At 55.6% G+C, this 12,179-nt stretch carries 13 protein-coding genes; 5 read left to right on the forward strand and 8 right to left on the reverse strand.

Features of this window, described 5'->3' with window-relative positions; all coding sequences use genetic code 11:
• Positions 1 to 312 precede the first annotated feature (312 nt).
• Entirely contained in the window at positions 313 to 483 is a 171-nt protein-coding gene (locus tag QZH36_RS08665; protein WP_301729994.1) for a Hok/Gef family protein, read from the forward strand.
• A 119-nt stretch (positions 484 to 602) separates the two neighbouring features.
• Here the strand turns inward: QZH36_RS08665 and rpoD are convergent, their stop codons facing one another.
• The 3 genes from rpoD to rpsU form a co-directional block, all read right to left on the reverse strand.
• Positions 603 to 2,447, reverse strand: coding sequence for an RNA polymerase sigma factor RpoD (gene rpoD, locus QZH36_RS08670; RefSeq protein ID WP_125287187.1), 1,845 nt, complete (start codon positions 2,445 to 2,447; stop codon positions 603 to 605).
• Positions 2,448 to 2,708: 261 nt separating this feature from the next.
• Positions 2,709 to 4,454: a DNA primase gene (gene dnaG, locus QZH36_RS08675; protein ID WP_253458182.1), complete on the reverse strand. Its 1,746-nt coding sequence runs from the start codon at positions 4,452 to 4,454 to the stop codon at positions 2,709 to 2,711.
• A 105-nt stretch (positions 4,455 to 4,559) separates the two neighbouring features.
• Entirely contained in the window at positions 4,560 to 4,775 is a 216-nt protein-coding gene (rpsU, locus tag QZH36_RS08680) for a 30S ribosomal protein S21 (RefSeq protein WP_001144069.1), read from the reverse strand.
• A 303-nt stretch (positions 4,776 to 5,078) separates the two neighbouring features.
• On the opposite strand from rpsU, the gene tsaD reads away from it, so the two are divergent.
• Positions 5,079 to 6,101, forward strand: coding sequence for a tRNA (adenosine(37)-N6)-threonylcarbamoyltransferase complex transferase subunit TsaD (gene tsaD, locus QZH36_RS08685; protein WP_301250647.1), 1,023 nt, complete (start codon positions 5,079 to 5,081; stop codon positions 6,099 to 6,101).
• A gap of 45 nt (positions 6,102 to 6,146) precedes the next feature.
• Here the strand turns inward: tsaD and QZH36_RS08690 are convergent, their stop codons facing one another.
• From QZH36_RS08690 to plsY, 3 genes are all read right to left on the reverse strand, one after another.
• Positions 6,147 to 6,311: a hypothetical protein gene (locus QZH36_RS08690; protein ID WP_301729995.1), complete on the reverse strand. Its 165-nt coding sequence runs from the start codon at positions 6,309 to 6,311 to the stop codon at positions 6,147 to 6,149.
• Positions 6,296 to 6,433 (reverse strand): hypothetical protein, encoded by a 138-nt coding sequence (locus QZH36_RS08695; protein WP_301729997.1) that lies wholly within the window; start codon positions 6,431 to 6,433, stop codon positions 6,296 to 6,298. The genes QZH36_RS08690 and QZH36_RS08695 overlap by 16 nt, the downstream gene beginning before the upstream one ends.
• A 117-nt stretch (positions 6,434 to 6,550) precedes the next feature.
• A complete protein-coding gene (gene plsY / locus QZH36_RS08700; RefSeq protein WP_253458189.1) occupies positions 6,551 to 7,147 on the reverse strand; it encodes a glycerol-3-phosphate 1-O-acyltransferase PlsY in 597 nt (198 codons plus the stop codon).
• A gap of 107 nt (positions 7,148 to 7,254) precedes the next feature.
• Between plsY and folB the strand changes: the two genes are divergently transcribed.
• Positions 7,255 to 7,614: a bifunctional dihydroneopterin aldolase/7,8-dihydroneopterin epimerase gene (gene folB, locus QZH36_RS08705; RefSeq protein ID WP_253458192.1), complete on the forward strand. Its 360-nt coding sequence runs from the start codon at positions 7,255 to 7,257 to the stop codon at positions 7,612 to 7,614.
• A 144-nt stretch (positions 7,615 to 7,758) separates the two neighbouring features.
• A complete protein-coding gene (bacA, locus tag QZH36_RS08710; RefSeq protein ID WP_125287192.1) occupies positions 7,759 to 8,577 on the forward strand; it encodes an undecaprenyl-diphosphate phosphatase in 819 nt (272 codons plus the stop codon).
• Positions 8,578 to 8,610: 33 nt separating this feature from the next.
• Here the strand turns inward: bacA and QZH36_RS08715 are convergent, their stop codons facing one another.
• Positions 8,611 to 9,837, reverse strand: coding sequence for a multifunctional CCA addition/repair protein (locus tag QZH36_RS08715; protein ID WP_253458195.1), 1,227 nt, complete (start codon positions 9,835 to 9,837; stop codon positions 8,611 to 8,613).
• A 125-nt stretch (positions 9,838 to 9,962) separates the two neighbouring features.
• Positions 9,963 to 10,583, reverse strand: coding sequence for a TIGR04211 family SH3 domain-containing protein (locus tag QZH36_RS08720; protein ID WP_253458197.1), 621 nt, complete (start codon positions 10,581 to 10,583; stop codon positions 9,963 to 9,965).
• 268 nt (positions 10,584 to 10,851) lie between these two features.
• Between QZH36_RS08720 and QZH36_RS08725 the strand changes: the two genes are divergently transcribed.
• Positions 10,852 to 12,153 carry a CYTH domain-containing protein gene (locus QZH36_RS08725; RefSeq protein WP_301729999.1) on the forward strand — a complete coding sequence of 434 codons (1,302 nt, stop codon included), beginning with the start codon at positions 10,852 to 10,854 and terminating at the stop codon, positions 12,151 to 12,153.
• Positions 12,154 to 12,179 lie beyond the last annotated feature (26 nt).

Consider the following 12,179-nt stretch of genomic DNA (forward strand, 5'->3'; position numbering starts at 1 on the left):
ACCCTTCTTAAGGCACCTTAAAAACGCCTTCATTCAATCCGCTACATATTCCCTGGTACGATCACCACGGTAGACGGCCTTAGGCCCTGCCGTTTTCACGCTTGTTGCAGGAAAATCAGATCCAGTATCAGGTTTAGTAAATTGCGCCAGCGGAGGGAGATAAAGCGCGCTACACTGCGCGACGGGTGCTCAGGATCTTTTTGTTCCGGGCAGCCGGGACGGAAAGAGAAAAGCCCCACCCGACGTCAGTCAAAGTGAGGCTACTTTCTACATCCCACAATGTAAAGGTAGCCTTTTACCCGCTGTAAAGCAATGGAAAAGGAGGCCTGGGATGGCGCAAAATTGTTCGCGCTCTGTTTAATAGTGGTTTGTGTAACGGTAATAGCCGTTATCTGGATCACGCGCGGCTCGCTCTGCGAGCTGCACGTTAAGCAGGGAGGTACAGAGGTTGTGGCCAGCTTAGCCTGCAACACCGCAGGGTAGGGCAAATCGCCGGTGGACAGGACGTCTGCTGGCGCATTGTTGGGAGGATCCTTGAGCACCCTTCTTCAGATAGAAAAAAGCCCCGGCCTGGGCCGGGGCTTCTTGTCACACAGGCTGGATTAATCGTCCAGGAAGCTGCGCAGTACTTCGGAGCGGCTTGGATGACGCAGCTTACGCAGCGCCTTGGCTTCAATCTGACGAATACGCTCACGGGTAACGTCAAACTGCTTGCCGACTTCTTCCAGCGTATGGTCGGTGTTCATATCGATACCAAAACGCATACGCAGCACTTTCGCTTCACGCGCCGTCAGGCCGGCCAGCACGTCGTGAGTCGCTGAACGCAGGCTCTCGGAGGTGGCGGAGTCCAGCGGCAGCTCCAGCGTAGTGTCTTCGATAAAATCGCCCAGATGCGAATCTTCATCATCACCGATCGGCGTCTCCATGGAGATTGGCTCTTTGGCGATCTTCAGCACCTTGCGGATTTTATCTTCCGGCATCAGCATCCGCTCGGCCAGCTCTTCCGGCGTAGGTTCGCGGCCCATTTCCTGCAGCATCTGGCGGGAGATACGGTTGAGCTTGTTGATAGTCTCAATCATATGCACCGGGATACGGATGGTGCGCGCCTGGTCAGCGATAGAGCGGGTGATAGCCTGACGGATCCACCAGGTAGCATAGGTCGAAAACTTATAGCCACGGCGATATTCAAACTTATCTACGGCCTTCATCAGGCCGATGTTGCCTTCCTGGATCAAATCCAGGAACTGCAGGCCGCGGTTGGTGTACTTTTTAGCAATAGAGATAACCAGACGCAGGTTAGCCTCAACCATCTCTTTTTTCGCACGACGCGCTTTCGCTTCGCCGATGGACATCCGGCGGTTGATATCTTTTACCTGTTCAATCGTCAGGCCGGTCTCTTCTTCAATCTGCGCCAGCTTCATCAGGCTGCGCTGAACGTCTTCCGACACGTCCTTGAGCTTCTCGGACCACGGTTTGTTCATTGCCAGCGCGGCGTTGAACCAGGTTTCGCTGGTTTCATTGCCGGTGAACAGCGTGATGAAGTTCTTTTTCGGCATCTTACAGATTTCAACACACAGTTTCATGATGAGGCGTTCCTGAGTACGGACGCGATCCATCATGGTACGCATGTTGTTCACCAGGTAGTCAAACTGCTTCGGCACCAGGCGGAACTGTTTAAAGACGTCGGACAGGTTTTGGATCTCGCTGACGGCGTCGGCATGGCTGCGGCCTTTGGCCTTGATCACCGTACGCGTTTTCTCGTACTGCGTGCGCAGCTCGGTGAATTTCTCACGCGCCAGTTCCGGGTCGATGCTGTTGTCATCGTCAGCGGTGTCGTCGTCGGACTCTTCGTCTTCGTCTTCGTCGTCGTCGCGCTCTTCTTCAGAGAGTTCAGAACCTACATGCGTTGCCGTAGGCGCAATCTCTTCTGCCGCGTTCGGATCGACAAAGCCGGTGATCATATCGGAAAGACGAGCTTCGCCAGCCTCGACGCGATCGTACTGCTCCAGCAGGTAGGTGATAGCCTCCGGGTATTCGGCAACGGAACACTGCACCTGGTTGATGCCGTCTTCGATACGCTTGGCGATGTCGATTTCGCCTTCGCGCGTCAGCAGTTCGACGGTGCCCATTTCGCGCATGTACATACGGACCGGATCGGTAGTCCGCCCGATTTCAGATTCAACGCTGGAGAGTACCTGAGCAGCCGCTTCGGCAGCATCTTCGTCCGTATCGCTGCTGTTTTCATTCAGCATCAGATCGTCGGCATCAGGCGCTTCTTCCACAACCTGTATGCCCATGTCGTTGATCATCTGGATGATGTCTTCGATCTGATCGGAGTCGACGATATCTTCCGGCAGATGGTCATTGACCTCGGCATAGGTCAGATAGCCTTGCTCCTTACCACGGGTGACAAGCAGCTTCAGCTGTGACTGCGGGTTTTGCTCCATAAGACGGTATCCACACTTCTGTTAAATTAGATTGGTGTTGGTCGGCTAAGTTTAAGCAGCCAACAATAACAGTGAGGGCGTTGGTTTATTGCCGCTGCCCATCGTGGCGGCTGCCAGGCTCAACCTGGCGGATAGTCGGCACTTAAGCCGCGGATATGCTGACAGAAGCTTTTTTCCTGCCGGTCTATTGCTGATAGCGTTTAAACCGGCTGCGACGATATGCGCTTCATCATGTTTCCATCGCCGCTGTTAATTCGTTTGTTACTGTTTTTTCAGGGCCTGGCTGAGCGTCCAAAATTCACGACGCTCTTCGGCATTCAGGCCGTGCGTGCGGTCGCGCGCAATTAACTCTTCCAGCCTGCGCTCCAGCGCCGCATCATACATGCTGGCCAGCGAGTCCTTGAACATGGTTTCCACTTCATCCTCAACTATCATGTGGTTCCATGTTGCCAGCGTTTCAAGGCTTTGGCTAAATTTTGTGCCGCGATAAAGTTCCAGTAACTGGCCCGTCGTCAGGCCAGGATGCGCCACGCAAGTACTCACTAACTCTACGAATAGCGGGAACCCGGGAAGCTCCGAATTATTCAGCCCTTCCAACGAAGGAACCATCGTCGCCAGCGCCGGATTCTGGATCAGCAATCCAATCAGTATACGCATGGTTGTGCGTTTTAGCTGGGGCTGCTGGGGCAACTTCGCGCCTTCGCTTTGTTTTGGCAGCAGTTTTTCCAGCTGGCTATCGTCCAGAATGCCCAACTTGTTGCCCAGTTCCTGACGCAGATAGATACGCAGCGTTTCCCCTGGTACCTGGCTAATCAGCGGCAGCGCCAGCGTACTCAGCTGGGCTCTGCCGTCCGGGGAACGCAGATCAACCTGCGGCATCAGCGTATCGAACAGGAAAGCGGAGAGCGGCATCGCCTGCTCCATCCGCGCCTCGAACGCGTCTTTTCCCTCTTTCCGCACCAGCGTATCGGGATCTTCGCCGTCCGGCAGAAACATAAAGCGTAGCTGACGTCCGTCATTCATGTAAGGCAATGCGGTTTCCAGCGCACGCCATGCTGCTTCCCGACCCGCTCTGTCGCCGTCGTAGCAGCAAATTACCGTATCGGTCGTGCGAAAAAGCAGTTGGATATGCTCGGGCGTAGTGGAAGTGCCGAGCGATGCAACGGCATAATCAATGCCGAACTGCGCCAGCGCCACCACGTCCATGTAGCCTTCCACCACCAGAAGCTTAGCGGGTTCTGGATGTTTCTTTTGCGCTTCATACAGGCCGTACAGCTGGCGGCCTTTATGGAATATTTCGGTTTCCGGCGAGTTAAGGTATTTAGGGAGTGCATCGCCGACAACGCGGCCGCCAAACCCGATAACACGTCCACGCTTATCGTGGATAGGAAACATAATGCGTTCACGAAAACGATCGTAGCTGCGTCCCTGATCGTTGGTGACCAGCATACCGGCATCGCTCAGAGACTGGCGGTCTTCCTGGCTGCGACCAAAACGTTTTAGCGCGTTATCCCAACCCGCAGGCGCAAAGCCAATCGAAAAATGCCGGATAACATCGTCGCTAAGACCGCGTTTGGTAAGATAATCGCGCGCGCCAGCCGCCTGGTTCTGCGTAAGCGACTGCTGGTAGAAATCATTCAGGCTGCCCATCAGCTGATAAAGACTCTGGCGCTGATGACGCTCTAACTGACTGGGGCCGGAACCGCTCTCATACGGCACTTCGAGGCCGTAAAGCGTTGCCAGTTCTTCAATGCTTTCGACGAACTCCAGCCGATCGTAATTCATTAAGAAATCGATCGCGTTGCCGTGCGCGCCGCAGCCGAAGCAGTGGTAAAACTGTTTTTCACCGTTGACGGTAAAAGAGGGCGTCTTTTCGTTATGAAAGGGACAGCACGCGTGATAGTTCTTGCCCTGCTTCTTTAGCTTTACGCGCGCATCGATAAGATCCACGATGTCCGTGCGAGCCAGCAAGTCATTGATAAATACGCGTGGAATTCGTCCAGCCATAGGCCTATCAGCTCATAAACGAGAACAAGCCGCGCATTCCTTTCGGAAAGCACGGCCTTGTATACTACTACTGGTCTGTGAAGCCTGAGGGCAAGCCCTCAATAATTAGTACAGACGAGTGCGGCGTGCGTTTTCGCGAGCCAGTTTCTTCGCGTGGCGTTTCACAGCAGAAGCTTTAGCGCGCTTACGTTCGGTAGTAGGTTTTTCATAAAACTCACGACGACGAACTTCAGCCAGAACGCCTGCTTTCTCGCAAGAACGCTTGAAGCGACGCAGTGCTACGTCAAATGGCTCGTTTTCACGTACTTTAATTACCGGCATGTAACTCTCACCTCGATAAATTCGGTTTTGTTGCTGACGTCAGTGCCAGCTTGTTTCAAAATGGTGCGGAATTTTACTCCAACACAGGCTGCGTTGTAAAGCACCATAGCATAATGTCTCACCAACAGATGCGCCTGTGCGGCTGCCGGTTTTTTCAGGGCAAGGATTATACCGCACTCGAAGAGGCGAGGCGATGAAATTTTCCTCTTATCGATCATGGCGATCGGTGGATAACGCGGAAATTTGCCGCAGCGCGAAGCGGCTTCATGTTACACTGCGCGCCGCAAGAATGAGGTAAATGCCATGCGTGTGCTCGGAATAGAAACTTCCTGCGATGAAACCGGTATCGCGATTTACGACGATAATGCCGGATTGCTCGCTAACCAACTTTACAGCCAGGTCAAACTGCACGCCGACTACGGCGGCGTGGTGCCGGAACTGGCTTCGCGCGATCACGTGCGTAAAACCGTGCCTTTAATTCAGGCTGCCCTAAAAGAGGCGGGCCTGCAGGCGCAAGATATAGATGCCGTAGCCTATACCGCAGGACCTGGCCTTGTTGGCGCGCTGCTGGTCGGGGCCACCATCGGTCGTTCGCTGGCTTTTGCCTGGAACGTGCCGGCGGTGCCGGTACACCACATGGAAGGGCATTTGCTGGCGCCGATGCTGGAAGACAATCCGCCTGCGTTTCCCTTTGTCGCGCTGCTGGTTTCCGGCGGTCATACGCAGCTGATTAGCGTCACCGGCATCGGTGAATACCAGCTGCTTGGCGAATCCGTGGATGATGCGGCCGGCGAAGCCTTCGATAAAACGGCCAAGCTGCTGGGTCTGGACTATCCGGGCGGGCCGATGCTGTCGAAAATGGCGCAGCAGGGCGTGGAAAAGCGCTTTATCTTTCCGCGTCCTATGACCGACAGGCCGGGGCTGGATTTCAGCTTTTCCGGTTTGAAAACATTCGCAGCGAATACCATTCGTGAAAACGCCGGTGACGATCAGACGCGCGCGGACGTGGCTCGTGCCTTTGAAGATGCCGTTGTCGATACGCTGATCATCAAATGCAAACGCGCGCTGGAGCAAACCGGCTTTACGCGGCTGGTGATTGCAGGCGGCGTCAGCGCTAACCGTACGCTGCGGGCAAGAATGGCCGACGTGATGCGAGCGCGGGGCGGAGAGGTGTTTTACGCCAGGCCGGAGTTCTGCACCGATAACGGCGCGATGATCGCCTATGCGGGGATGGTCAGACTTAAGGGCGGAACAAGCAGCGATCTGAGCGTTAGCGTCCGTCCGCGCTGGCCGCTGTCGGAGCTTTCACCGCTGGAAAGCCGCTGAGATAAAAGCGCCATTGCTCATGGCAATGGCGCGGTCTGTTAGAGACTAGTTGCCCAGCAGGCCATTCAGCCAGCCGCCGATCAGCGGAATACCGGCGATAAGGCTTTCGATCATACCGCCAGCCTGACTACCCAACGTTGAACCGATATCTTTGCCCAAATCGGGATAGAAAGAGCCTATGCTGACCTTACCGATTAGCGGCAGCTCCACGCCTGTATTAGCACCAGACCGTACAGGCCGTTGCCGACATAGCTACCTATGCTGCTCAGCGCTTCCTGAATATAGCCAGCGCCGCTGACCTGCATCACTTCATGCTGTGTTAATTCTTTCATCACGTTTCCTTGTAATAAAAAATAAACCCGCATCTTATGTGCGGGTTAATAATTTTATTAGATTAACGCGAAGGCCGTAAACCTGTTTTTTTAGAATTAACAGGATCTTACATGAATTTATTTGCGCTTTTTCTTCCAGATTTTAGTTTCCTGACCGCGCCAAAGGCGCTGGATATTGTCGTGATGGCGCAACAGCACCAGACAGGAAAGCATCGCTACCGGAAAAGTCAGCTGTGGTTTAAACCACCAGACATAAAACGGCGCGATTAGCGCGCTGATAATGGCGCCTAACGACGAATAGCCGCTCAGCAGAACGGTCAGCAGCCAGGTGCCGGTCATCAGGCCGGTGAGATCCCAGCCGATCGGCGCGATGGCGCCAAACGCCGTTGCCACGCCTTTACCGCCTTTAAACTGGAAAAAGATCGGATAGATATGACCCAGACAGGCCGCGATAGCGATCAGGCCAAGCCAGAAGGGCGAAAGCCCGAAATGATAAGCCAGCCAGACCGGCAGCATACCTTTCAGGATATCAAACAGCAGGACGAGCAGCGCAGGCGCTTTACCGCCGAGACGCAACACGTTAGTGGCACCGGGATTGCCGGATCCATTCTGTCGCGGGTCGGGTAATCTGAACAGTCGGCATACCAGGATTGCGCTGGAAATAGAACCGCACAGATACGCGAAAATAATCATACCGGGCGCGAATATGCTCATAACACCGTTCCGTCTTCAGGGGGTCGTTTTGTTCTCGTCATCCGTGGATAATACGCATAATCCGTCGGAAGTGGTATCCGGCAACCGCAAAAACAGAGACTCGCATCATGGATATTGTATTTATTGAACAGCTGTCGGTTATCACGACTATTGGCGTTTACGACTGGGAACAGACGATTTCGCAGAAGCTGGTGTTCGATGTCGAAATGGCCTGGGATAACCGCGTCGCGGCAGCCAGCGACGACGTCAACGACTGCCTGAGCTATGCGGACGTTTCCGAAGCGATTATTAACCATGTCGCAGGCGGCCGCTTCGCGCTGGTCGAGCGCGTGGCAGAAGAGGTTGCCACCCTGCTGCTGACGCGTTTCGGGTCGCCGTGGGTGCGGATCAAACTGAGCAAGCCGGGCGCGGTAGCGCAGGCGCTTCAGGTTGGCGTAATCATCGAACGAGGGACTATTCCGAAATAAGCGCAATGTGATTGCCATCACGATGAAACCAAACCACATTATGGGCTGTCTGAGGATTGGCCCGCCTTTCTGCGGGCACAATTTTGGCGGTGGCGTACAGCGACCGCCTTTTTAATGGCTTTGATACGGATAGGGGTAGATTTGATGGCAGATATTCATCAGCTATGGGTGGCAGCAATCCTTGGGATTGTTGAGGGGTTAACGGAGTTTCTCCCCGTCTCTTCCACCGGGCACATGATCATTGTCGGTCATCTGTTGGGCTTTGAAGGTGATAAAGCCGATACGTTTGAAGTAGTTATTCAGCTGGGATCGATCCTGGCGGTGGTAGTGATGTTCTGGCGTCGTCTGTTTGGCCTGATTGGCATCCACTTTGGCAAAGTGCCGCACGAAGGCACAGGCAAAGGGCATCTGACGCTGATCCACATCCTGCTGGGTATGGTGCCGGCCGTGGTGATTGGCCTGATTTTTCACGATAAAATTAAAACGCTTTTCAATCCCATTAACGTGATGTACGCGCTGGTTGTCGGCGGCGTTCTGCTGCTGGCGGCGGAATATCTCAAACCCAAACAGCCTAAAGCCGTAGGGATTGACGATATGACTTACCGTCAGGCCTTTATGATTGGCTGTTTCCAGTGTCTGGCGCTGTGGCCGGGCTTTTCTCGCTCCGGCGCGACCATTTCCGGCGGCATGCTGATGGGCGTGAGTCGTTATGCGGCCTCCGAGTTCTCATTCCTTCTGGCTGTGCCGATGATGATGGGCGCGACGGTGCTGGATCTGTATAAGAGCCTGGGCTTCCTGACGATGGCCGATATGCCGATGTTCGCCGTAGGTTTCCTCACGGCCTTCGTGGTGGCGCTGATTGCTATCAAGGTCTTCCTGAAGCTGATCCAGCGTATCTCCTTCGTTCCTTTCGCTATCTACCGCTTTATTGTGGCCGCTGCGGTCTACATGATTTTCGTCTAGTCAAAAAAAGCCGGACGTTTGTCCGGCTTCTTTTTAAAGCGGCTCTGCCCGCCAGGCTGCCAGTGCGGCAATACGCCTTCGCGTTAGCTCTTCCCTGACCTCCACGCCTTTGTAACCCGCCGCGACCACGTCTTTGGTCGACACGTTCTGCACAATCTCAAACGCCTTGCGCAGATAGTCGCCCTGCGGGTAAGCATTGTTCTCAAATCCGGTGCGGCCGCGCGCGTCCGCTTCGCTGGTCAGCGCAATTTGCTCCACGCGATGGGGCTTGCGCCAGGCGTCAATGCGATCGAAGAGGGCGACCAGCGTTTCCGGACTTTGCCGCTCGACGGTATGCACTAAATCGTGAAATTCCGTCACCAGCAGCGCCAGATCGCGAATGGCGTTCGGCACGCGCAGGCGCTGGCAAAGCTGCTCCACCAGCGGCACGCCCGCCGGGCCGTGACCATGATGGCTCGGCCATTTTTCCGGCGGCGTCAGCGCTTTGCCGACGTCATGAAACAGCGTGGCGAAACGCACGTCTACTTCATCGCTCAGCTCAGCGGCAATCGCCAGCGTCATCAGCGTATGCACGCCGGTATCGATTTCCGGATGCCATTTGGCCGGTGCCGGCACGCCGTAAAGATTGTCCAGCTCGGGAAAAAGCACGGCGAGGGCGCCGCAGTCGCGCAGCACCTGAAAATAGACCTGAGGCGTGCGGGTTTCCAGCGCCTTTTCGGTCTCTTTCCAGACGCGCTCGGGCGTCAGCGCGCTCAGTTCGCCGCTTTCCGCCATCGAGCGCATCAACGCCAGCGTTTCCCCGGCAATCACGAAACCAAGGTGAGCAAAACGCGCGGCAAAGCGCGCCACGCGCAGCACGCGCAGCGGATCTTCGTTAAAGGCGGCGGAAACATGGCGTAGCTGACGCTGTTCGATATCGGCACGGCCATTGTAGGGATCGTAATAGCGGCCCTCGTCATCCTGAGCGATGGCGTTAATAGTCAGATCGCGGCGCTGCAAATCCTGCTCCAGCGTCACGTCTGGCGCGGCATAGCAGACAAAACCGGTATAGCCGCTGCCGTTTTTGCGCTCGGTGCGCGCCAGCGCGTATTCCTGCTGCGTGTCAGGATGCAGGAACACGGGAAAATCACGGCCGACCTGCTGAAAGCCGAGCGCCAGCATCTCGGCAGGCGAAGCGCCTACCACCACCCAATCTTTGTCTTTGACCGGCAAATTTAACAGGGCATCGCGTACCGCGCCACCGACAAGATAACTCTTCACTACAGGCTCCCGAACTAAATTTTTCTGGCATCATACGTGAAGTGTAGAAGCTCTCCTACCGTTGTGAAGCGCCTGGCCGGTGGACAAAAAGATGAGAAGGGCACCGAAAGATGCCCGAAAAAGCGTCAGCTCATCCAGCGATCTTTTTTCTTGCGGCTGGGGATCATATGCGGCAAAAGCAGGCCCAGCAGGAGACCGACACCGGCTACGCCGCCGCCATACATAAACCACTGCATAATGATGGTGCGCTGCTTGTCATCAAGCTGCACGTTAGCGGCGCTGACTTTTTTCTGCGCCACGATTAGCTCGTTTTTCAGTTTCTGATTTTCCGCTTTCAGGCCGTTGATCACGTCATCACTGCCCGCGACTTTCTTCTGCATTTCCGCCGTGCGCTGATTCCAGCTGCCGTCGATATTGGCCAGCTTATCGGTCAAATCCTTTACCTGCTGTTCCAGCTGTGGAACGCGAGTGCGTAGGCTTGGCTGCTGACTCAGCTGCGCCAGCGGGATCCATGACGTCCGGCCGTTAGCATCCCGGATCTGGGCATAATGCGTATCATTGTTGGTCTGTACCAGCGCTACTTCTTCCCCCGCGTTCAGCGTGCCCGTCAGGCGGTAGCTGTCGCTGGGGCCGCTGCGTACCCAGGTGGAAAGTTCGTCTGAAATATAGCGCTTCTCTTCGGCATGAAGCGAGGCGGCAACGCTGAAAGTCAGTAAAGTGAGGCCAAGTAAATGCGTTTTTTTCATTCGGTATCTTTTTTGTGAGTGCGGAAAAAAAAGTAATGGCACAGTCTGGAGATGGCTCGCATAAAGCTGAATGAGAACTATCCTGGACTCGACCTGACGCGCAAAGCGCCAGGAAAAGCGGGACAACCAGGGCGATTGTGCATTACTCTTTTCGTCATCTCTGGCTTGCCCGTTACCCGCGGTTTTCGACTTCGCACTGCATAAAAGCCGAGGCCGCAAGGTATAATCTGGCCTTTGTTGACCGTGCCGCTAATCTGATTAAGAAAATATGACCATAGAAATTGAATTAAAGTTCATTACCACGCCTGAAGGCGCCGAAAAGCTGCCGGCTCGTCTCGCTGCCTGGCCAAACGTGCACAGCGCGCCGCAGAAACTGACCAACATCTATTTTGAAACGCCGGATCGCCAGCTGCGCCGCTGGGATATGGGGCTGCGTATTCGCGGCTTTGGCGACAGCTATGAAATGACGCTGAAAACGGCGGGGAAAACCGTCGGCGGTCTGCATCAGCGCCCGGAATACAATATAGCGTTGGAAAAGCCCGAGCTGGCCATCGCGCAGCTGCCGGCGGAAATCTGGCCGCAGGACTGTGATGTAGCGGCGTTACAGGCGCAGCTGCAGCCGCTGTTCAGCACCCACTTCGTACGGGAAAAGTGGGTGGTTACTTACCTGAACAGCGAGATTGAAGTGGCTTTTGACCACGGCGAAGTGCAGGCGGGCGAGCTAAGCGAGCCGCTGAACGAAATCGAGCTGGAGCTGAAAACCGGCGAGCGTGCCGACCTGATGGCTTTTGCGGCTGAACTGGCGGACATGGGCGGACTGCGTTTGGGCAGCCTGAGCAAAGCCGCGCGCGGTTACGGCCTGGCGCAGCGTCAGAGCCAGCGCGAGCTGCGCCCGTTGCCGATCCTGAAAGTGAAGCCGAAAGCCACGGTTGAAGAGGGGATGCTGGGCGCTTTTACGCTGGCGCTAAGTCAGTGGCAGTATCATGAAGAGCTGTGGCTGCGCGACACCCCGTCTGCGCTGCGTGGCATCAACGAAGCGCTGGAAACGCTGCGTCAGGCTTTTGCTCTGTTCGGCACGCTGGTGCCGCGTAAGGCCAGCAGCGAACTGCGCCAAAAGCTGAACGAGCTGGAAGAGGCGCTGGCGGAGCAAAAGCCGCAGCCGTCGCTCTGCTTTACGCCGCTCTGGCTACAAACCCAGTTGGCGCTTACTAACTGGATAGCCAGCGAAGGCTGGCGTCCGTTTATCGACAGCAAAACCGACAGCAAGCTGCAAGGCTCCTTCAAGCGCTTCTGCGACATCATGCTGGGCCGCGCCTCTGCCGATCTGAAAGAGACGTTTGCCCACGTGCGTCAGACCAATGAATATCAGGACAAGCTGACCCGTTTGCAGCGTCAACTGCTCGCCGCGCGTCTGCTGGCCGGCGCCTATGACGAAACCGCCGTGGCGGCCTGGCTGGGCGCATGGGAACAGCTGGCCCACGCGATTAAAACGCATCAGGAAGCCTGGCTGGAGTCGTATCGCCATCAGGCGCTGAAGCAGTCGGTTTTCTGGAAAAACGGCGGCGCCTGATTTCGACCGCCCTCACAGGGAGTTAC

Source organism: Erwinia wuhanensis (genome assembly GCF_030484085.1).
Classification (GTDB): domain Bacteria; phylum Pseudomonadota; class Gammaproteobacteria; order Enterobacterales; family Enterobacteriaceae; genus Erwinia; species Erwinia aeris.

Excerpts from the sequence above, each read along its gene's own strand:
- QZH36_RS08665 (WP_301729994.1), top strand. The coding sequence starts at position 313 with ATGGAAAAGGAGGCCTGGGATGGCGCAAAATTGTTCGCGCTCTGTTTA.
- rpoD (WP_125287187.1), bottom strand. The coding sequence starts at position 2,447 with ATGGAGCAAAACCCGCAGTCACAGCTGAAGCTGCTTGTCACCCGTGGT.
- dnaG (WP_253458182.1), bottom strand. The coding sequence starts at position 4,454 with ATGGCTGGACGAATTCCACGCGTATTTATCAATGACTTGCTGGCTCGC.
- rpsU (WP_001144069.1), bottom strand. The coding sequence starts at position 4,775 with ATGCCGGTAATTAAAGTACGTGAAAACGAGCCATTTGACGTAGCACTG.
- tsaD (WP_301250647.1), top strand. The coding sequence starts at position 5,079 with ATGCGTGTGCTCGGAATAGAAACTTCCTGCGATGAAACCGGTATCGCG.
- QZH36_RS08695 (WP_301729997.1), bottom strand. The coding sequence starts at position 6,433 with ATGAAAGAATTAACACAGCATGAAGTGATGCAGGTCAGCGGCGCTGGC.
- plsY (WP_253458189.1), bottom strand. The coding sequence starts at position 7,147 with ATGAGCATATTCGCGCCCGGTATGATTATTTTCGCGTATCTGTGCGGT.
- folB (WP_253458192.1), top strand. The coding sequence starts at position 7,255 with ATGGATATTGTATTTATTGAACAGCTGTCGGTTATCACGACTATTGGC.
- bacA (WP_125287192.1), top strand. The coding sequence starts at position 7,759 with ATGGCAGATATTCATCAGCTATGGGTGGCAGCAATCCTTGGGATTGTT.
- QZH36_RS08720 (WP_253458197.1), bottom strand. The coding sequence starts at position 10,583 with ATGAAAAAAACGCATTTACTTGGCCTCACTTTACTGACTTTCAGCGTT.
- QZH36_RS08725 (WP_301729999.1), top strand. The coding sequence starts at position 10,852 with ATGACCATAGAAATTGAATTAAAGTTCATTACCACGCCTGAAGGCGCC.